Source organism: Sphingomonas pokkalii, from assembly GCF_003096275.1.
In the GTDB taxonomy this organism is placed as follows: Bacteria; Pseudomonadota; Alphaproteobacteria; order Sphingomonadales; family Sphingomonadaceae; genus Sphingomonas; species Sphingomonas pokkalii.
Genome location: NZ_QENQ01000001.1, coordinates 1,953,204 through 1,971,687, shown reverse-complemented (window position 1 = coordinate 1,971,687; position 18,484 = coordinate 1,953,204). Strand labels below are relative to the sequence as shown.

Annotated in this window: 20 protein-coding genes and 1 tRNA gene; 8 read left to right on the top strand and 13 right to left on the bottom strand. The window is 67.1% G+C overall.

The genetic code is table 11. The features are described 5' to 3' along the window. Positions 1-4 precede the first annotated feature (4 nt). A complete protein-coding gene (miaA, locus tag DD559_RS08840) occupies positions 5-931 on the bottom strand; it encodes a tRNA (adenosine(37)-N6)-dimethylallyltransferase MiaA (protein WP_438270419.1) in 927 nt (308 codons plus the stop codon). Here miaA and serB point away from each other — a divergent pair. Together serB and DD559_RS08830 are read left to right on the top strand one after the other, a co-directional pair. Continuing rightward, positions 930-1,808, top strand: coding sequence for a phosphoserine phosphatase SerB (gene serB, locus DD559_RS08835; RefSeq protein WP_116468847.1), 879 nt, complete (start codon positions 930-932; stop codon positions 1,806-1,808). The two genes, miaA and serB, sit on opposite strands and share 2 nt — an antisense overlap. Positions 1,809-1,901: 93 nt before the next feature. Continuing rightward, complete coding sequence (locus tag DD559_RS08830; protein WP_116468846.1) at positions 1,902-3,101, top strand: SPOR domain-containing protein; 1,200 nt, start codon at positions 1,902-1,904, stop codon at positions 3,099-3,101. 4 nt (positions 3,102-3,105) lie between these two features. On the opposite strand, the gene DD559_RS08825 is transcribed toward DD559_RS08830, so the two are convergent. The 5 genes from DD559_RS08825 to DD559_RS08805 form a co-directional block, all read right to left on the bottom strand. Beyond that, positions 3,106-4,326 (bottom strand): dihydroorotase, encoded by a 1,221-nt coding sequence (locus DD559_RS08825; RefSeq protein ID WP_116468845.1) that lies wholly within the window; start codon positions 4,324-4,326, stop codon positions 3,106-3,108. Next, complete coding sequence (locus tag DD559_RS08820) at positions 4,323-5,312, bottom strand: aspartate carbamoyltransferase catalytic subunit (RefSeq protein ID WP_116468844.1); 990 nt, start codon at positions 5,310-5,312, stop codon at positions 4,323-4,325. The genes DD559_RS08825 and DD559_RS08820 overlap by 4 nt, the downstream gene beginning before the upstream one ends. Positions 5,313-5,374: 62 nt before the next feature. Then, positions 5,375-6,763, bottom strand: coding sequence for a flagellin N-terminal helical domain-containing protein (locus tag DD559_RS20275; protein WP_116468843.1), 1,389 nt, complete (start codon positions 6,761-6,763; stop codon positions 5,375-5,377). 87 nt (positions 6,764-6,850) lie between these two features. Continuing rightward, positions 6,851-7,312, bottom strand: a complete 462-nt coding sequence (ruvX, locus tag DD559_RS08810) for a Holliday junction resolvase RuvX (RefSeq protein ID WP_116468842.1) — start codon at positions 7,310-7,312, stop codon at positions 6,851-6,853. 39 nt (positions 7,313-7,351) lie between these two features. Further along, positions 7,352-7,813 (bottom strand): Lrp/AsnC family transcriptional regulator, encoded by a 462-nt coding sequence (locus DD559_RS08805; RefSeq protein WP_116468841.1) that lies wholly within the window; start codon positions 7,811-7,813, stop codon positions 7,352-7,354. Between the two features lie 129 nt (positions 7,814-7,942). Here DD559_RS08805 and DD559_RS08800 point away from each other — a divergent pair, with 129 nt between their 5' ends. After that, positions 7,943-9,004, top strand: coding sequence for a Leu/Phe/Val dehydrogenase (locus DD559_RS08800; protein WP_116468840.1), 1,062 nt, complete (start codon positions 7,943-7,945; stop codon positions 9,002-9,004). Positions 9,005-9,010: 6 nt separating this feature from the next. Here DD559_RS08800 and DD559_RS08795 read toward each other — a convergent pair whose 3' ends face one another. Beyond that, entirely contained in the window at positions 9,011-10,123 is a 1,113-nt protein-coding gene (locus DD559_RS08795; RefSeq protein WP_116468839.1) for a DUF3089 domain-containing protein, read from the bottom strand. Positions 10,124-10,269: 146 nt separating this feature from the next. Between DD559_RS08795 and gatC the strand changes: the two genes are divergently transcribed. Further along, the gene (gene gatC, locus DD559_RS08790; RefSeq protein WP_116468838.1) at positions 10,270-10,557 is read left to right on the top strand and encodes an Asp-tRNA(Asn)/Glu-tRNA(Gln) amidotransferase subunit GatC; all 288 of its coding nucleotides are present in this window, start codon (positions 10,270-10,272) and stop codon (positions 10,555-10,557) included. Further along, positions 10,554-12,035 (top strand): Asp-tRNA(Asn)/Glu-tRNA(Gln) amidotransferase subunit GatA, encoded by a 1,482-nt coding sequence (gene gatA, locus DD559_RS08785; RefSeq protein WP_116468837.1) that lies wholly within the window; start codon positions 10,554-10,556, stop codon positions 12,033-12,035. Before gatC ends, gatA begins: the two co-directional genes overlap by 4 nt. Before the next feature lie 294 nt (positions 12,036-12,329). Here the strand turns inward: gatA and DD559_RS08780 are convergent, their stop codons facing one another. Beyond that, positions 12,330-13,289 (bottom strand): glycosyltransferase family 2 protein, encoded by a 960-nt coding sequence (locus tag DD559_RS08780; RefSeq protein WP_116468836.1) that lies wholly within the window; start codon positions 13,287-13,289, stop codon positions 12,330-12,332. A gap of 130 nt (positions 13,290-13,419) precedes the next feature. On the opposite strand from DD559_RS08780, the gene gatB reads away from it, so the two are divergent. Continuing rightward, positions 13,420-14,931 (top strand): Asp-tRNA(Asn)/Glu-tRNA(Gln) amidotransferase subunit GatB, encoded by a 1,512-nt coding sequence (gene gatB / locus DD559_RS08775; RefSeq protein ID WP_116468835.1) that lies wholly within the window; start codon positions 13,420-13,422, stop codon positions 14,929-14,931. A gap of 44 nt (positions 14,932-14,975) precedes the next feature. Here the strand turns inward: gatB and DD559_RS08770 are convergent, their stop codons facing one another. Together DD559_RS08770 and DD559_RS08765 are read right to left on the bottom strand one after the other, a co-directional pair. Then, complete coding sequence (locus DD559_RS08770) at positions 14,976-15,632, bottom strand: hypothetical protein (RefSeq protein WP_116468834.1); 657 nt, start codon at positions 15,630-15,632, stop codon at positions 14,976-14,978. A 49-nt stretch (positions 15,633-15,681) separates the two neighbouring features. Next, on the bottom strand, positions 15,682-16,197 hold the full coding sequence (locus tag DD559_RS08765; RefSeq protein ID WP_116468833.1) for a hypothetical protein: 516 nt from the start codon (positions 16,195-16,197) through the stop codon (positions 15,682-15,684). Positions 16,198-16,486: 289 nt separating this feature from the next. Here DD559_RS08765 and DD559_RS08760 point away from each other — a divergent pair, with 289 nt between their 5' ends. Then, the gene (locus DD559_RS08760) at positions 16,487-17,065 is read left to right on the top strand and encodes a peptidylprolyl isomerase (protein WP_116468832.1); all 579 of its coding nucleotides are present in this window, start codon (positions 16,487-16,489) and stop codon (positions 17,063-17,065) included. A gap of 6 nt (positions 17,066-17,071) precedes the next feature. Here DD559_RS08760 and DD559_RS08755 read toward each other — a convergent pair whose 3' ends face one another. Genes DD559_RS08755 through DD559_RS08745 form a run of 3 tightly spaced genes read right to left on the bottom strand, consistent with a single transcriptional unit; the run spans position 17,072 to position 18,253 of the window. Next, positions 17,072-17,848: a Crp/Fnr family transcriptional regulator gene (locus DD559_RS08755; protein WP_368389683.1), complete on the bottom strand. Its 777-nt coding sequence runs from the start codon at positions 17,846-17,848 to the stop codon at positions 17,072-17,074. Positions 17,849-17,865: 17 nt separating this feature from the next. Beyond that, positions 17,866-18,054, bottom strand: a complete 189-nt coding sequence (locus tag DD559_RS08750; RefSeq protein WP_116468831.1) for a hypothetical protein — start codon at positions 18,052-18,054, stop codon at positions 17,866-17,868. A 16-nt stretch (positions 18,055-18,070) separates the two neighbouring features. Next, on the bottom strand, positions 18,071-18,253 hold the full coding sequence (locus tag DD559_RS08745; RefSeq protein WP_116468830.1) for a hypothetical protein: 183 nt from the start codon (positions 18,251-18,253) through the stop codon (positions 18,071-18,073). A 111-nt stretch (positions 18,254-18,364) separates the two neighbouring features. On the opposite strand from DD559_RS08745, the gene DD559_RS08740 reads away from it, so the two are divergent. Next, positions 18,365-18,449, top strand: a tRNA-Leu gene (locus DD559_RS08740). The last annotated feature ends 35 nt before the right edge of the window (positions 18,450-18,484 follow it).

The window sequence follows — 18,484 nt, the reverse complement described above, 5'->3', positions numbered from 1 at the left end:
ACCCCTAAAGAAATAACTTCCTTTCAATTTGTGATAGATTGACGCACATATCTGTCTCTGTTGCTGTCTCCCATCCCGCGGGGGGCTGGCGGCGGAACCAGGTATATTGCCGCTTGGCATATTGCCGCGTCGCCAGGGCGCCGGCCGCGACCGCCGTTTCTTCGCTCCATTGGCTGGCAAGAACCTTGCCGATCTCTTCGACTCCGATCGCACGCAGGACGGGGGCGTCCGCCGGTACGTCCGTGCGGGCGCGCAGTGTCCGCACCTCCTCACGGCCCGTGGCGACCATGAAGGCAAAGCGCCGATCGATCCGCGCGTTCAGCCAGTCGCGGTCTGGCAGCAGGATCAACGCCGCAAGGTGGATGCTTTCGCCGATGCCGCCTTCGCGGCGATCCTGCCACGCGGCGAGCGTGCGCCCGGTGGCGCGGACGACTTCCAGCGCGCGGGCGATGCGCGTGGTATCGCCCGCGTTCAGCCGAGCCGCGGCGGCGGGATCGGCGAGGGCGAGCGCCGCATGGGCTTCGGCGACAGGCAGGGCGCGAACCTCGGCGCGGATCGCCGGATCGATCTCCGGCACCGGCGCGATGCCGTCAATCAGGGTACGCAGATAGAGGCCGGTGCCACCGACCAGGATCGGAAGGCGATCCGCGGCATGGGCCTCGGCAATCGCCGCGCGCGCTTCGGCAGCCCAGCGTGCGGCCGAACAGGCCTCGGCCCCGTCGATATGGCCGAACAGGCGGTGGGGTGCGCGGGCTTGCTCCTCGAGCGAGGGGCGTGCGGTAAGGATGCGGAGATCGGCATAGACCTGCATCGAATCCGCGTTGATCACGGTGCCGCGATGCTTTTCGGCCAGCGCCAGCGCCAGCGCGGACTTGCCGCTGGCCGTCGGCCCTGCAATGAGCGCCACGCGCGGTAGCCCAGGGGAAATCATGTTCATTGCGACGCTGATAGCAGAAGGTCTTTCGTCAGGGCAGCTGGACGCGGCGGCCGATCGCCTCGCGGCGGCTGGATGCGAACCCGGCGCCTGGCGCTGGCTGGATGAAGGCGTCGCGGCGGACCTGCCCTTTGGGGCGAAGCCCGATGCGGCGCGCGCGGTGCTGGAAGGCGCGTTCGCCGGCGCCGATGTGATCGTGCAGGTGGAGGCGAACCGGGAGAAGAAGCTGCTCGTCGCCGACATGGATTCGACGATGATCACGGTCGAGTGCATCGACGAACTGGCCGACTATGCCGGCATCAAGCCGCAGATCGCCGAAGTGACCGAGCGGGCGATGCGCGGCGAGCTGGACTTCGCCGAGGCGCTGGATGCCCGCGTGGCGCTGCTCAAGGGTCTGTCCGAGACCGCGATCGACCAGTGTCTCGAAGAGCGCGTGCGGCTGATGCCCGGTGCCGAGGTGCTGGTGAAGACGATGCGCGCGCGCGGCGCCCATACCATCCTCGTCTCGGGCGGCTTCACCCGCTTCGCCGAGCCGGTCGGTACCCAAATCGGCTTCGACCGCCGTATCGCCAACGTGCTGGAGATTGAGGACGGGGTGCTCACCGGTGCCGTGGCCAGGCCGATCGTCGACAGCGGGACCAAGGAAGCGACGCTGCTCGGCGCGACGGCGGAGCTTGGCCTCGCCCCCGAACAGACCATGGCGGTGGGCGACGGCGCCAACGACCTGGCGATGATCCGCAAGGCCGGCCTTGGCGTTGCCTATCATGCCAAACCGATCGTCGCGGCCGCTGCCGGCGCCCGGATCGACCATGGCGACCTGAAGGCGCTGCTCTATGCTCAGGGTATCGCACGCGCTGCGTGGGTGCTGCGCTGAGGCAGCGTTAACCGGTTCTTATCTGCGATCGTGCGATACCGGGAAGATGCTGCCGTTTGGGCTGCCATGCGCCGAGGACGGACGGGGACCGGAATGAAACCACGCAGGATGCTGACGATCGGCTTCGCGATCGTGACGGCGCTTGGGGGTACCGCGTCCGCGATGGGTGCGGCGTCGGGCGATGCCGACAACGGCCGCGCGGCGGCCGCGGACGCCCAGTCCGCCCGCGAAGCGTTGCAGGCGCGCAAGACCGATGCGGCGATTCGCGATGCCGAAGCCGCTGTCGCGAAGGATCCGCAGAATGCCGGCCATCGTGCCTTGCTCGGCCAGGCCTATCTGCTGGCGGGGCGCTTTACCGCTGCGGCGCAGGCGCTCGATGATTCGCTGGCACTCGATCCGCAGCAGAACGGGCGCACGGTGCTGAACCTCGCATTGGCGCGCATCGCGACGGGCGAGATCGGGAGCGCCCGCGCGCTGCTGACCGACCATGCCGGCAAGATCGGGCCGAGCGACCTGGGATTGGCACTTGCGCTGGCAGGCGATCCGGCAGCGGCGGTCGATGTTCTGGCGCCCGCCGCGCGGGAGGCTGGTGCGACGGCAAAGCTTCGGCAGAATCTCGCGCTGGCGCTCGCGCTGGCGGGCCGATGGGGCGACGCGAAGGCCGTCGCGGCGATGGATATCGCACCCGATCAACTGAACGAACGCCTTACCGAATGGGCCAGCTTCGCGCGGCCGGCCCACGCCCATGATCAGGTTGCCGCGCTGCTCGGTACCCAAGCCGTGCAGGATGCCGGCCTGCCGGCGGGATTGGCGCTGGCCCGCACGCCGGAGGTGACGCTGGCAGAGACGGCGCCGGCTGCGGCGCCCGCGCCCGTTTCCCTGCCGGAGACGGCCGTTGCCGCTCCGTTGCCGCTTCGGCCTGCTCCGGTGCAGCCACAGCTCCTTGGCAGAAAGCCGCGAATGCCAGCCCCCAAGGCGGTGGCGGCGCCTATGGTTGCCGGGCCGTATGTCGTGCAGCTTGGCGCATTCGACACTGCAGCGGTTGCCCGGGATGCGTGGCAGCGGCTGCGTGCCCGGGTTTCCGCGCTGGCGCAGCAGGTGCCGCACAGCGCTGTGTTCGCCAATGGCGGGGCGCGTCTGTACCGGCTTTCGGTCGGTGGCTTTGCGCGGGGTGATGCGGATGCGCTGTGCCGCGCGGTGAAGGCCGGCGGCACCACCTGTTTCGTGCGCATGGCGGCGGGCGACACGGTTGCCGACTGGTATAAGCCAGCTACCCGCGTCGCCGCGCGCTGACCGCTCAGACCAGCGCGCCGCCCTTATAGAGCCGCAGCACCCGGCCTTGCGTCGGCAGGCGATCGAATGGGGTATTGCCGGCGCGCGCGTTCATCTTGCGCGCATCGATCACCCAGGGCGTCTCCGGATCGAGCACGATCAGGTCAGCGGGCAGGCCGGGTGCGAGCGCGCCGCTTTCCAGCCCGAGGATCTTCGCCGGGTTGGCGGCGAGCAGTGCGAACAGCTTGTCGAGGCCGATCTTGCCGTCGCGCACCAGCGTCAGCGACAGGGCGAGCAGCGTCTCGGCCCCCGCCATGCCGGGTTCGGCATCGGCGAAGGGCAGGCGCTTGGCCTCGGGCCCGCGGGGATCGTGGCCCGAGGCGATCACGTCGACCGTGCCGTCCGCCACCGCGGCCAGCGCCGCCTGGCGATCGCTTTCGTCGCGGAGGGGCGGGGAGAGGCGAGCGAAGGTACGGAAGTCGCTGATCGCAATGTCCGACAGCAGCAGATGCGCCGGCGTGATGCCGCAGGTGACGTGGACGCCGCGGCGCTTGGCGGCGCGGATCAGGTCGAAGCCCGCCGCCGTGGTCACCTGGCGGAAGTGGAGCTTGGCGCCGGTTTCCTCGGCCAGCATCAGGTCGCGGGCGATGGCGAGGGCTTCGGCGATCGCCGGTGCGCTGGGCAGGCCGAGTCGCGCGGCGGTCTCTCCGGCCGTCGCGACCGTGCCGTCGGCCAGCCCGCCATCCTCGGCATGGGCGACGACGGTGAGGTTCAGGTCGCGCGCATAGAGCAGCGCCTTGCGCATCGTGCCGGCATTGGCGATCCAGCGCCGCCCGGTGGCGATGGCGCGGGCGCCGGCCGAGGCGTTGATCGCGATCTCGGCGAGGTCCGTCCCCGCCAGCCCGCGCGTCGCGGCGGCGAGGGGGTGGACCCAGAGCTCGGGCTTGCCCGATACCGCGGCGCGGCGGACGATGCCGGGATCGTCGAGCACCGGCGACTGGTCCGGCATCAGCCCGACGCGCGCGATCCCACCGAAGCGACAGGCGCCCTTGTCGACCGCGAACACGCCGAGGTCGATCAGCGCGGGGGCAAGCACCTTGCCGGCGACATCGACGATCTCGGCATCGGCGGGCGCATCGACCTGGCCGACCGCGGCGATGCTGTCGCCCTGGACGAGCAGGTCGCCCTGCTCGACGCCGCCCTTGGGGCAGACCAGTTGCGCGTTGCGGAAGAGGATGCTGCTCATGCCCAGCCCTCCACGCCGCGCGATCGCCTTGTGAGGACGTCGAGGCAGGCCATGCGGACCGCCACGCCCATTTCCACCTGTTCGGTGATCGCGCTGCGCTCCGGATGATCGGCGACGATCGAGTCGATCTCGACCCCGCGGTTCATCGGGCCGGGATGCATCACCAGCGCATCGGGCTTGGCCCGGGCGAGGCGTTCGGGAGTGAGGCCGTAGCGCATGTGGAACTCGCGAGTGGAAGGAATATAGCCGCCGTCCATCCGCTCGTTCTGGACGCGGAGCATCATCACCACGTCGGCGCCTTCCAGCGCGGCGTCGAAATCGGTGAAGGGGGTGACGAACATCCGGTCCATCGCTGGCGGCATCAGCGTCGAAGGGGCGACCACGCGCACCTCCGCAGCGAGCGCGGTGAGGGCGAGGATGTTCGATCGGGCGACGCGGCTGTGGAGGATGTCGCCGCAGATCACCACCCGTTGACCTGCCACCTGGCCGCGGCGGCGGCGGATGGTGAGGGCGTCGAGCAGCGCCTGGGTGGGGTGCTCGTGCCAGCCGTCGCCGGCGTTGAGCACCGGGCAATCGACCTTGTCGGCGATCAGCCGCACCGCGCCCGAGCTGGCGTGGCGGATTACGATCACGTCGGCGCGCATCGCGTTGAGCGTCACCGCGGTATCGATCAGCGTCTCGCCCTTCTTCACGCTGCTCTGCGCCGCGTGCATGTTGACGACGTCGGCGCCCAGCCGCTTGCCCGCGATCTCGAACGACAAGAGCGTGCGCGTCGAGTTTTCGAAAAAGGCGTTGATCTGGGTGAGGCCCTCCAGCCGCTTGTCGCTCTTGGCGCGGCTGCGATTGGCGTCGACCCATTGTTCCGCTTCGTCGAGCAGGAACATGATCTCATGGGGCTGGAGTCCCGAAATGCCGGTGAGGTGCCGGTGCGGGAAAACGGCGCTGCCCTGTATCTGGGCACCGGGGCGATGATCGGACGTGTGCATTAAAGCCGCCGCCTAGAGCGGGGGCGGGCCGGGCGCAAGGCCGCGACTCCGCCGCCCGTGCTTCAAGCCGCCTTCTTGTCGAACAGCGAGAGCAGGATCTTCGGCTGGTTGTTGGCGATCGAAAGCGCCGTGGCGGCGAGTTGCTGCTTTATCTGTGCCGATTGGAGCTTGGCCGATTCCATCCCGAGATCGGCATCGACGATATTGCCGACGGCGGCATCGAGCACATCGCCGAGCTTGGTGTTGAACAGGCCGGCAATGTCGAAGGATCGCGCCTTGCTGCCGAAATGGCTGAGCGCTTCGCTCACGCGGCCCTTTGCGCCATCGACCGCGCCCAGCGCCCCGGTGAGCGCGCCGAGCCAGTCGAGCGCGTTCAGCCCCAGGCCGGTGCTCGACAGGTCGCGCGAGCCGATGCTGATCTTCTCGCCATTCACGCCGGTCATCACGTCATAGTTGAACGGCACGGCGCCCTGTGCCTGCGTGCTGCTCGAACTTGTCGAGACGCTGGCGATGGGCGCGCCGGGATCGTTGAGTGCCACGCCGGTTACCGCCCATGCGCTGCCCGCATCGGCGCCGTCGGGGTTGAAGCGGAAGAGCAGGTCGCCCTTGGCGGGATCATACTCGAAGCTGACGATGCTCTGGCCGCTCACCGCTTTGCCGGCCGACACCGCACCGCCGCCCGCGGCATAGCCTTGCCCGGTCGCGGCGATCCGCGCACCGTTCTGCCAGACCTCCATCACGTCGCCGGTGCCGAAGGCCTGGAATGCAATGTCCATGCGGCCGGCCTGGCCGCCGCCCGACACGGCGTAGCTGATGCTGCCATTTTCCGGTAGCGCACCGAGCGCCTTGGCTGCCATTTCGGGATCGGCTGCGCCGGGTGTTGGATCGTCGCTGGTAAGGGTCTGCAGCGTGCTGCCGCTGCCGTTGGCGGTAAGCGTCGAACCCGGGGGCAGCGCCGCCATCATCGGCAGCGGAGGCGGCGCAGAGGTGGAGGGCGACATCGTCGTGGCGGTGGTGGTCGTCGTTACCGTCGCCGGGCGGCCGGTGAGGAGATTGACGCCGTTGAAACTGGCGCTCTTCGCGATCGTATCGATCTGATCGACGAGTGCCTTCAGATCGCCCGATAGCGCCTTTTGGGAGCCGGCGTCACTACCGCTCAGGTTCAGGGCCTTTTCGCGGATGCTGTTCAGGATCGTGCTGATCTGCTCGGCGCCGGCATTGGCGATGTCGAGCGCGGAACCGGCGCGCGCCATGCTGGCGCCGATCGCACGGCGCACATCGGCATCGCTGCGCAATTGCTGGGCGCTGACATAGTCGGCGCTGTCGTCCTTGGTGCTGTTGATGCGCTTGCCGGTCGCTATCCGCTGCTGGTGGGCCTGCACCTCTGCCGAGGCGGCATTGAGCGCGCGTACCGCGTCAGCCGCCCCCGTGTTCGTCAGAATCGACAGCATCTTCCGAATTCCCCACCTGATTGCGGGCAATCTAGCTCGATCAGGGTAAACCGATCGTGTCCGCCGGCAGGGTTATGAAAGAAAAACTCAGGCGTTTACCAAGCCATCAATGGCACCTTGAAGAATGTAGGCGGCGGCCATCTTGTCGATCAGTTCTGCCCGTTTGGCACGGCTGGCATCCTGTTCGATCAGCGTCCGCTCCACCGCCACGGTGGACCAACGCTCGTCCCACATCAGGATCGGCAGGCCCATGTCCTCGCAGTTGCGCGCAAAAGCGCGGGTCGATTGGGTGCGGGGGCTGTCCGTGCCGTCGAGGTTGAGCGGAAGCCCGATCACCATGCCGCACACCTGCTGGGCGGCGATCAGCTCGGCCAGGGCAGCCTTGTCCTTGGTGAATTTCGCGCGGCGGATCAGCAGCGCCGGGCTCGCGAAGCTCCAACCCGCATCGCACAGCGCGGTGCCGATCGTCTTGGTGCCGACGTCGAGGCCGATCAGGCGGCCGCCTTGCGGAAGCGCGGCGCGGAAGTCGCTGGGGGTCGTGGTAATCACGCCTGCGGCTATACGTCGGTCTGTGGCGGGGGGCGAGAGTCAGATCGGCAATTCGGTCGTCGATTTGATCTCGGACAGGGCCACCGTCGAGTTGATTTCCTGCACGCCGGGTAATTTGCTCAGCTTCTCGAAGAAGAAGCGCTCATAGGCGTCGATGTCCTGCGCCACGATCCGCAGCATGAAATCCATGGTGCCCATCAGCACATAGGCATCCAGCACCTCCGGGAACCCGCGGATCGCGGCGCTGAACTCGTCGAGATTGGCGCGGCCATGGGCGTTCAGTTTCACCTGGGCGAAGACCTGTGCGTTGAGCCCGACCTGTCGCCGATCGATCAGCGCCACCCGCTTGCGGATCACGCCTTCGCGTTCCAGCCGGTCGACCCGGCGCCAGCAAGGCGATGGCGACAGACCGATCCGATCCGCCAGCTCGGCGGTGGTGAGGCTGGCGTCGCCCTGCAATTCCCGGAGAATCTTTCGTTCATATGCGTCAAGCTCGGTCATATCATCCCGGTATGGTATAAAAATCGAATAATATCACCCGAAATTGATCGCGCCGGCCCCGATTGGGGCAAGCATCTCCCGCCCGTGCCTGCCAGATTGTCCGCATCGAAAAAAAACGGAGCGTTCAAGATGGTGTTGCAGGTGCAAGACGATAGCCTGGTCGACGAAGTCGTGGTGCTGAAGGATGCGGGGGCGGGCCTGGACGGCGTGATCGCGATCCATTCGACGGTGCTCGGGCCGGGCGCGGGGGGCTGCCGGCTGTGGCACTATGCCGATGGCGACGCCGCCTTTGCCGATGCCGCCCGGCTGGCCGAAGGCATGAGCTACAAGAACGCGATGGCCGGCCTGCCGCTTGGCGGCGCGAAGGCGGTGCTCCGCCGGCCGCAGGGCGATTTCGATCGCGTTGCGCTGTTCCGCGCGTTTGGCCGTGCGGTCGCCCGGCTGAACGGACGCTATGTCACCGCCGAGGATGTGGGGACGAGTGTCGCCGACATGGAAGTGGTGGCGGGCGAGACGCGCCACGTCGCTGGGCTGCCGCAGCTGGCGGGCCGTCCCGGTGGCGATCCGTCGCCGCACACCGCGCTCGGGGTGTTCGTGTCGATGGCGCACGCGGCGCGGCGTGGGCTGGGGCGCGAACTCAGCGAATGCACGGTCGCGATTCAGGGCGTCGGCCATGTCGGCGAGGCACTGGCGCATCTGCTGCATGGCTCGGGGGCGCGGTTGATCGTCGCCGATATCGACTCTGATCGGGCGGCGTGCGTTGCGGCGGCGACCGGCGCGGAGGTTGCCTCGACCAGCCAGGTGCTGGCGGCACAGGCGGATATTTTCGCGCCGTGCGCGCTCGGTGCCGTTCTGCACGCCGAATCGATCGAGGCACTGCGGGCGCGCGTGGTTTGCGGCGCCGCGAACAACCAGCTGGCGACTCCGGCGGACGGTGCGCGGCTAGCCCAGCGCGGTATTCTCTATGCGCCGGATTATGTCGTGAACGCGGGCGGAATCATCAACGTCGCCGGAGAATATCTCGGCTGGGCGCCCGAGGAGGTGACGATGCGTGTCGAAGCCACGGGTGCCAGGCTGGCCGCGGTGCTCGACTATGCCGAGGCGGAGGATGTGCCGCCGCATGTCGCCGCCGACACGCTCGCCCGTGCCGCGATCGCCGCAGGCCGGGTTCGTACGCCCGTCCTCGCCTGATCGCGGTCAGCCGGCGCGCTTCTGGAAGGCGGCGAGCCGGCGCGCCGCGTCCGCGCGGACATTGGCCCAGAACAGGCTGTAGTCGAACACGTGATAGTTGTTCCCCGGCAGCACATATTGGCCGAAGTCCGACGGGGCGGCGCCGATCGTCAGGATGCCGCGCCCGTCGCACCGCGCCGGTACACGCCCCGGTTCCAGATGTGCCGATTGCAGGTTCAGGTCCGGGATCAGCGTGCCGAGATTGGCGCTGGCAGGGGCCGAGTCGTTCGGCTTGCCCGTGATCGGGTTGGTGCAGAGCATCCTCGTGCCGGCGCGCGGCGCGCCGGTGAAGCCGGCGGTTGCATCGAAGGTGTCGACGATCAGCGCCGGATCGGCCGGCTCGGCGAAGCTCTGCCAGGAAAGGATGCAGCCAGCCTGATCCGGCCCGGCGCAGGCGGGCAGGCCCATCCTGGGCAGGTCTGCGGTAAGCGAGACCGGCCAGCCGACGACATAGGCCGCGACGATCCGCCTCTCGACGGCTGTGCCCGCGATTCGCTCCGCCAGCAGGCGGGAAAGGTGCAACGCCCCCTGGCTGTGTCCGGCGAGGAGGATCGGTCGGTCGCCGGCTTCGTGCAGGAACTCGTCAAAGGCTGCTGCCACGTCACGATAGGCGAGATCGAGCGCCTTCTGCGCCTGCGCCTTGTTCGTCAGGAACGCGCCGAAGGTCGCCTGCCGGTAGCGCGGCGCCCAGATCGCGGCGCTGGCGTTGAACGCGCTCGCCTGCCCGCGCAGGAACAGCTCGGCGCGCGCATTGGCATCCGGATTGTCGAGCGGGGCGTTCCACTGCTTGGTATCGAGGAACGAGGTGGGGTGGATGAAGAACAGCGCGGCGCGCGGGTTGGCGCCCGGCGCCTGCCCCGATGGCGCCCACAGGGCGGGATTGCCCGGCTTGTCCGGCCGTGCGATCCACATTTCGGCGCGGCCATAATCGCGCGGCGAGACCGGTGGCAGGTCCGCCGCGTCGCCGCCAGGCACCAGGAACTGGCGCATCAGCTGGATGCCGTAGAGCCGATAGGCGAACATGGAAGCAACGCCGAGCATGATCAGGATCGCAACCGCATAAAGAAACTTTCGGGCCAATCGGCCTCTCCATTGTGCAATGCAGCATAAACGGACGGCGACGCAATCGCGTTCCTGTCAGTGTCGCGTGCGAAGGATGCAACCGCAAGTGCCGATGCATGATGCGGGTGCTTGAAGGGGCGGGGCTCGGCTGTTAGGCGCAGATCATGTCCGTAGACACCGCAACCGTGAAGAAAGTGGCGAATCTGGCGCGTATCGCGATCAGTGACGCCGACGCCGAGCGCCTGGCGCCCGAACTCAACAACATCCTGGGCTGGATCGAGCAGCTCGGCGAAGTCGACACGAAGGATGTCGCGCCGATGACTGCCGTGATGCCCAACACGCTGCGCCTGCGCGCCGACGTGATCACGGATGGCAACCAGCGCGACGCAGTGCTGGCGAACGCGCCCCAGGGTGAACATGGTTTCTTCACGGTTCCGAAGGTGGTGGAATGAGCGCGCTGACCGATCTGGGCGTCGCCGCCATCCGCAACGGCGTGCGCGACGGCGACTTCTCCGCGCGCGAAGTGGCTGAGGCGTTCAACACCGCCGTGGCCGGTGCCGACGCGCTCAACGCGTTCATCGTCAAGACCCCGGAGCACGCGCTCGCCGCCGCCGACGCGGCTGACAAGGCGCGCGCCGCGGGCGAGACGCTCAAGCCGCTGGCCGGCGTGCCGATCGGCATGAAGGACCTGTTCGCCACCAAGGGCGTGCAGACCACCGCCGCCAGCCACATCCTCGAAGGCTTCAAGCCGGAATATGAGTCGACCGTCTCGCACAAGCTGTGGGGCGCTGGCGCCGGCATGCTCGGCAAGCTCAACCTCGACCAGTTCGCGATGGGCTCGTCGAACGAGACCAGCTATTTCGGCAATGTCATCTCGCCGTGGCGGCGGGGCGAAGGCGACACCACGCCGCTCGCGCCCGGCGGTTCCTCCGGCGGCAGCTCGGCGGCGATTGCCGCGCGGCTCTGCCCGGCGGCGACCGGCACGGACACCGGCGGCTCGATCCGCCAGCCCGCCGCGTTCACCGGTATTTCGGGCATCAAGCCGACCTATGGCCGCTGCTCGCGCTGGGGCGTGGTGGCGTTCGCCTCCTCGCTCGACCAGCCGGGCCCGATGGCGCACGACGTGCGCGACTGTGCGATTATGCTCGAGGCGATGGCTGGGTTCGATCCCAGGGATTCGACCTCGCTCGACATGGCCGTGCCGAAGTGGGAGGCGGGTCTCTCCGCCGATCTGCGCGGCAAGCGCGTCGGCATCCCGGCCGAGTACCGGATGGACGGCACCCCGGCCGAGATCGAGGCGCTGTGGCAGCAGGGCATCGCCTGGCTGAAGGATGCGGGCGCCGAGATCGTCGAGGTCAGCCTGCCGCACACCAAGTACGCGCTGCCGGCCTATTACATCATCGCCCCGGCCGAGGCTTCCTCGAACCTCGCCCGCTATGACGGTGTGCGCTACGGCCTGCGCGAGCTGGCCGAGGGCCAGAACCTGCAGGAAATGTACGCTGCCACCCGCGCCGCCGGCTTCGGGGACGAGGTCAAGCGCCGCATCCTGATCGGCACCTATGTGCTTTCGGCAGGCTTCTACGACGCCTATTACACCCAGGCGCAGAAGGTCCGCACGCTGATCGCGCGCGACTTCGACAATGCCTGGAGCCAGTGCGACCTGCTGCTCACCCCGACCGCGCCGAGCGCGGCATTCGGGCTGGGCGAGAAGGTCGACCCGCTGGCGATGTACCTCAACGACGTATTCACCGTGCCGGCGAGCCTCGCCGGCGTGCCCGCGATGAGCGTGCCGGGTGGTCTGGATTCCGCGGGTCTGCCGCTCGGCCTGCAGATCATCGGCAAGCCGTTCGACGAACAGGGCGTGCTCAACGCCGGCCTCGCGCTCGAGCAGCGCGCGGACTTCACGGCGCGTCCGAAGGTTTGGTGGTAAGAGACTGAGAATCCTCCCCTTGCTGATGGAGTGGTAGGCCGAAGGCCTGACGGAGGGGTGTCCCCGCTGATAAGGCGGGGCGCCCCTTCGCCGTTTTCACCCCTCCGTCGCTTCGAAGCGAGGGGATGATCGTACCTCAAAACCGTCGTCATTCCCGCGAAGGCGGGAATCCATTGTCCTCAGCGCTGGGGGAGAGAACCGCGAATTCAGCGCCAATGGATCCCCGCCTTCGCGGGGATGACGAGATACTTTTGTCGGATGCGAGGGCTCTGCCCCTACATAGGAGGATTGGGTTCAGCCCTGCACGATCGGCACAGCGAGATACGCCAGCCGCCGCACTTCGCGCCGGCCGCGCACCACCGTGTCGAGGATCAGCCCAGTGAAGAAGCTCAGCGTCGCGACGATCGACAGACCGGTGACCAGCACCGCCGTGGGCAGGCGTGGCACCTGGCCGGTATGCCAATAGGTGACGCCCAGGGGAATCGCCAGCAGCACCGCCAGCAGGGCCAGCACGCCCGCGATGCTGCCGAAGAACAGGATCGGCCGCTCGATGCGGAACAGCGTCACGATGGTGCGCAGGATCCGCCAGCCGTCGCGATAGGTGGAAAGCTTCGAGGTCGAACCCTCGGGCCGCGCCGCATAGGCGGTGACGATCTCTGCCACCGGCATACGCAACTCCAGCGCGTGGATGCTGATCTCGGTTTCGATCTCGAACCCGGCGGAGAGCACCGGAAAGCTCTTCACGAAACGCCGCGAAAAGACGCGGTAGCCCGACAGGATGTCGCTGAAGCTGCGGCCGAACAGCCGCGCCAGCATGCCCGTCAGCATCCGGTTGCCGAGGCGGTGGCCGCGGCGATAGGCCAGCTCCACCTCGGACTTGCGCGCGCCGACCACCATGTCGAGCTGTTCGTCGAGCAGCCGCTCGATCAATGCCGGTGCCGCATCGGCATCATAGGTGAGGTCGCCGTCGGAAAGGACGTACACGTCCGCCTCGATATCGGCGAACATGCGGCGGACGACATTGCCCTTGCCCTGCATCCGCTCGCTGCGCACGACCGCGCCCGCAGCCTTGGCGACCTCCATCGTCCGGTCCCGACTGTTATTGTCGTACACATAGACCGTGGCGCCGGGCAGGCTGGTGCGGAACGCCTCGACGGTGCGGGCGATGGCCACCTCTTCGTTGTAGCAGGGCAGCAGCACCGCCACCCGCAAACCCGCGACCCGATCCTGAAACTGCGACGCCACCGAGGCCATGCCTGCCAAACTCCTTGATGCGGCGGCGCCTAGTCGAGTCGATGCGCGGGCGCAATTGGGCGCTGGACCTGAAGGCGGCGACGCGCGATAGGCAGAGCCACGCATATTCCCATTACCTTGTGAAGAGCACATGGCGACCAAGACTGCATTGAGCTACCGAATCCAGGGCGACACCGGCGAATGGGAGGTCGTGATCGGCCTTGAAGTCCATGCGCAGATCACGTCGCAGGCCAAGCTGTTCTCCGGCGCGGCGACCGCATTCGGGGCCGAGCCGAACAGCCAGGTGAGCCTGGTCGATGCGGCGATGCCCGGCATGCTGCCGGTGCTCAACGGCGAGTGCATCCGCCAGGCGGTGCGTACCGGCATGGCGATCGGCGCGGTGATCAACAAATGGTCGCGCTTCGACCGCAAGAATTATTTCTACGCCGATCTGCCGCAGGGCTATCAGATCAGCCAGCTCTACCACCCGCTGGTGGGCGAGGGGACGATCACGATCAGCCTGGACGAGAAGGATCCCAACGCCGAAGTGAAGGCGATCGGCGTCGAGCGCATCCATGTCGAGCAGGATGCCGGCAAGCTGATGCACGATCAGCATCCGACGCGCTCCTATGTCGATCTCAACCGTTCCGGCGTGGCGCTGATGGAGATCGTGTCGAAGCCTGACATGCGCTCGCCGGCCGAAGCGGGGGCGTATCTCTCGAAGCTGCGCTCGATCCTGCGCTATGTTGGTTCGTGCGATGGCAACATGGACCAGGGCTCGATGCGTGCCGACGTCAACGTCTCGGTTCGTAAGCCGGGCGAGCCGTTCGGCACGCGCACCGAGACCAAGAATGTCAACTCGGTACGCTTCGTGATGCAGGCGATCGAATATGAGGCGCGTCGCCAGATCGAGGTGCTGGAGAGCGGCGGTCGCATCGTCCAGGAGACCCGCCTGTTCGATCCGGACAAGGGCGAGACGCGCTCGATGCGCTCGAAGGAAGACGCGCAGGACTATCGCTACTTCCCTGATCCCGACCTGCTGCCGCTCGAACTGGACGACAGCTTCCTCGAGGACTGCCGCGCCAGCCTGCCCGAGCTGCCGGACGCCAAGCGCCGCCGCTACGAGGAGTCGCTGGGGCTCACCGCCTATAACGCCGCGGTGCTGACCGCCGAGGCGGAGACGGCGCGCTGGTTCGAGGCACTGCTCGCCGAGAGCGCGCGAATCCAGAAGAAGGGCGAGCAGGAAGTGGCGCGTGCCGCCGCCAACTGGCTGCTCTCGGATCTGTACGGCGCGCTCAACCGCCTGGGCAAGGGCATCGACGAGAGCCCGGTCAGCCCCGAACAGGGTGCCGAACTGCTCGCGCTGATCGCCGACGGGACGATCTCCAACACGCTGGGCAAGCAGGTGTTCGAGATCATGCTCGAAACCGGCGACGCGCCCGGCGAGATCGTCGAAGAGCGCGGCATGAAGCAGACCAGCGACACCGGCGCGATCGAGGCGGTGATCGCCGAGATCCTGGCCAAGAATCCGAACCAGCTGGAGCAGTATCGCGGCGGCAAGGAGGCGCTGTTCGGCTTCTTCGTCGGCCAGACGATGAAGGCGATGGCGGGCAAGGCCAACCCGGCGATGGTCAACGAGCTGCTGAAGAAGGCGCTGAGCTGAGGGGAGGAGCTCCCGGCGGCACCTGGCCGCCGGGGCTCTGTCGATCACTTCGCGGCGACTTTGGGGCGTGCGGCGACGGCCGTGCGCTCGTTTTTCGCAAACTCCTCGAAATTCTTTTTGAACACCGTGCCCAGTTCGTCGAGCGCGGCGACCGTGTCTTCGCCTTCCTTCGGCGGGAAAAGCTTGAGGCCGTTGCCACCCCACGCCTTGTATTCGAAATCGATCTTGTCGTCGCTGCCGAAGTCGCGGACCATGAACAGCGTCTTGAGCGAGCGACCGTAGATGGCAGCCTTTTGGTAGAACACGTCGGCGACGATCAGTTCCGAATAGCACGCGGCCTTCGAATCGGAGCGGCGCGTCTTGACCTTGTTCATGCTGTGGCGCTCCAGCGGCTGTTCGTGCCGGACGACCTGGATGTCCGCGGGCAGCGACAGCAGCGTCTTGAGGTCAAGCGACTGCAGCAGATCGAGCTGGGTCGGGCTGTCGAGGGCGCTGGCCATCTGCGCCTTGTTGCGGGCATCCTTCTTGCCGTGGAGCGCCGAATCGAGCAGGCCGCCGCCCAGCAGTCCCGTTGTCATCGAGTTCATGCGTTCCGCAGGCCAGATGTGCAACTCGCACGGGGCCGTTTGCGCGGCAGCATGGCTCACGCCCATCCCCAGGCCGACCGCAACGATGGCAGTCAGCATCTTCTTCTTCGACATGCTTGTTTTCCCCTGTTGACGAACATTGCAATGAAATGGCCGCGGGTCCTCAGTGCTTGGTGCGCGGCGGCTTGTTCACGGTATCGGCGAACTGCACCAGACTGGTGCGGAACGCCTGCACGATTTCTTCCATCGCGCGATCCGGCGCTTCCCCCGGCTTGGGCGGGAAGGCCGTCAGCTTGACCAGCGTCCAGGAGCCGAACGTGCGAATAGCCTGGGCATCGAGGCCGAACGTACGAAACCGGAACGAACCGCGCAGCCCGCTGCCGCCGATCACGTTCTGGTTCAAAATCACGTCGTCGACGATCATTTCGGCGTAGCAGGGTGCGGTGCTTGCTGCGATGCGCCCCGGCGTGGTGCGGATCGTGCGGCTGTCGAGCGGCTCCGGATGGACGATGACGCGATAGCCGGGCAGCTTGAGCAGGTCCGGCAAACCGGCTTCCTGGAGCAACTGGACCTGACGATCTGCGGACAGGGGATTTTCGGGCGGTTTGGGATAGCCGTCGCGCCCCTTGGCGCTCCCGTCGACGATACCTCCGTGCCACAACCCCATGAACATGTTCATCGGCGCGGATGCAGGCCAAGCGTGCAACTCGCAGCTGCCGTCACCTAGCGCACGGGCGGGCGAAGAAAACATAAGCGTCCCGGCGGCAGCCAGGCGCATGAAATGCAGTCCAATCAAGACATCCCCCCGTTTCGTCGTGTTCACCGACACGAGCGAGCTATAGATTCGTTATCTTTCCGAAACAACGGTCCGCATCTGGTCAGGATGCAGCTTGCCAAGCGCGATACCGCTTCGCATGGTGGGACAAAGGCGGAGTCTGATGATGACCAGATTGTTGGCGTGGATTTGGATGATTCTTCTGGCATCGCCCGTAGCGGCGCAGACCCCTTCGCCGCCCACCAATCCCACGGTCGTGATCGAGACCAGCGCGGGGCGAATGGTGGTCGAGGTGTATCTCGACAAGGCGCCGGTCTCCGCGCGCAACTTCCTGCGCTATGTCGATGCAAAGCGGCTTGACGGTGTGGTATTCTACCGCACCGTCAAACCGGCGGAGAAGTTCGGCTTTGTCCAGTTTGGCATCCAGAATGCCCCGGCAAAGATGTTCCCGCCGATCAAGCACGAGCCGACGACCGAGACCGGCATCCAGCATCTCGACGGCACGCTCTCGCTGCCACGGCTGGCACCGGGAACGGCGCGCGGCGAGTTCACCATCATGGTCGGCGACCAGCCCTCGTTCGATGCCGACCCGAGCAAGCCCGGCGACAATCTCGGCTATGCGGCATTCGGGCGGGTGATCGAGGGCAAGGACGTGCTGCTCAAGATCTTCGACGCGCCGACGTCGCCGACCAAGACGCTGGGCGGCAGCTTCAAGGGCGAAGTGCCCGAGGTGCCGGTGAAGATCGTCTCGGCGCGCCGCGTCTCCGGCTGAGCCGTCTCAGAGCGGGTGAGGGTCCAGGTAAAGATAGCCCGGATCGAACTCGGCGAGTCGCTTCAGGCCGGGCAGGTCCTGGAACGCCACCAGGCCGTTGCGGAACTCCACCAGCCCGCGTTCGCGCAGCTCGCGCAGCACGCGGTTCACATGGACGGGGGTGAGGCCCAGGCATTCGGCAAGTTCGGCCTGGCTGATCGGGAAGCGGTAGCGCTCGGCCTCGGCATGGCCGACCACGCCGAGCCGGACGTGCAACTCGCAGAACAGGTGCGCGGCGCGCTGGATCGCCGAGCGACGGCCCAGCGAGACTTCCCACTCGCGGTGGATCGCCGCGTCGACATTGGTCGAGAACCACATAACGCGCGTGAGGTGCGCTTGTGTCTCGGTGATCTCGTGCAGCCGCGTGTGGGAGGCGCGGGCGATCGTGCAGGGCGTGAGCGCGAGCAGCGCATGGTCGAGCCGCTTGAGGGTGAAGCCGTGGAGATCCGCGAAGTCGCCCGGGACGTGAACATGGGTGATCTGCCGCTGGCCGTTCTTCAGATCCTTATAGCGGCCGACGAACCCGTCCAGCACCAGTGTAGAATAGTTCAGCGCCTCGCCGAAGTGTACGATGGTGCGGCCGGCCGGATGCGTGACCGTGTCGACGATCGTGCCGCGCAGCGCCGCTTCTTCCGCAGCGCTGATCTCGTCGCGTAGCCGAAGTTTTCGCAGGTGGCATTCGATCATCTTGGGGGCTTCTCCAGCATGGAACAGCGGCACGGCCTCGGGCTGCGCCGCTGTCATGGCAGAATTGAAAGACGTTAGTCCTGGCCAAACTCTTGGTTCTTCACGATCCCGTCGGCGCCGTTTTCGCCGCCGGCACCCAGCGGTACGGCCTTGGGGCGCGGCGCGCCTTCCTTGGCCGCGGTATCGGCGGTATCGGAGCGGGTTTCCACCGCCTGCTGAATGTCGGAGCGGGGATCGTCGCGATCATTGGTGATGTTCGGCATGGAAGATTCTCCTGGTTCAGGCGACCGGCTGGCCGGGGGTGATACCGGGATCGATGCTCGGCGTGGTCTCCGGCGCCGGCTCATCGATATCGGGGCCCGGCGGCGCGATCTCGGGCGGCGGACCGCCGGGCTGGCCGGGATCGGGGTCAGGGGCCTCGGCAGGCGGCGTGGTAGGCTGTACGGGGGGCTCGACCGGCATGGAAATCTCCTGTTCGCTGCAGTTCCAACGCCTCGCGACAGCCAATCGTTGCTTCGTACTTGCCCCGAACCCCATGACTGCTATAGAGCCCGCCGACCGGCGGTGTCCCCTGCGGGCGTGGCGGAACTGGTAGACGCGCTGGATTTAGGTTCCAGTATCGAAAGATGTGGGGGTTCGACTCCCTTCGCCCGCACCAGTCCTTCGCGGCTGATGTGTGGTACACCGCAATTC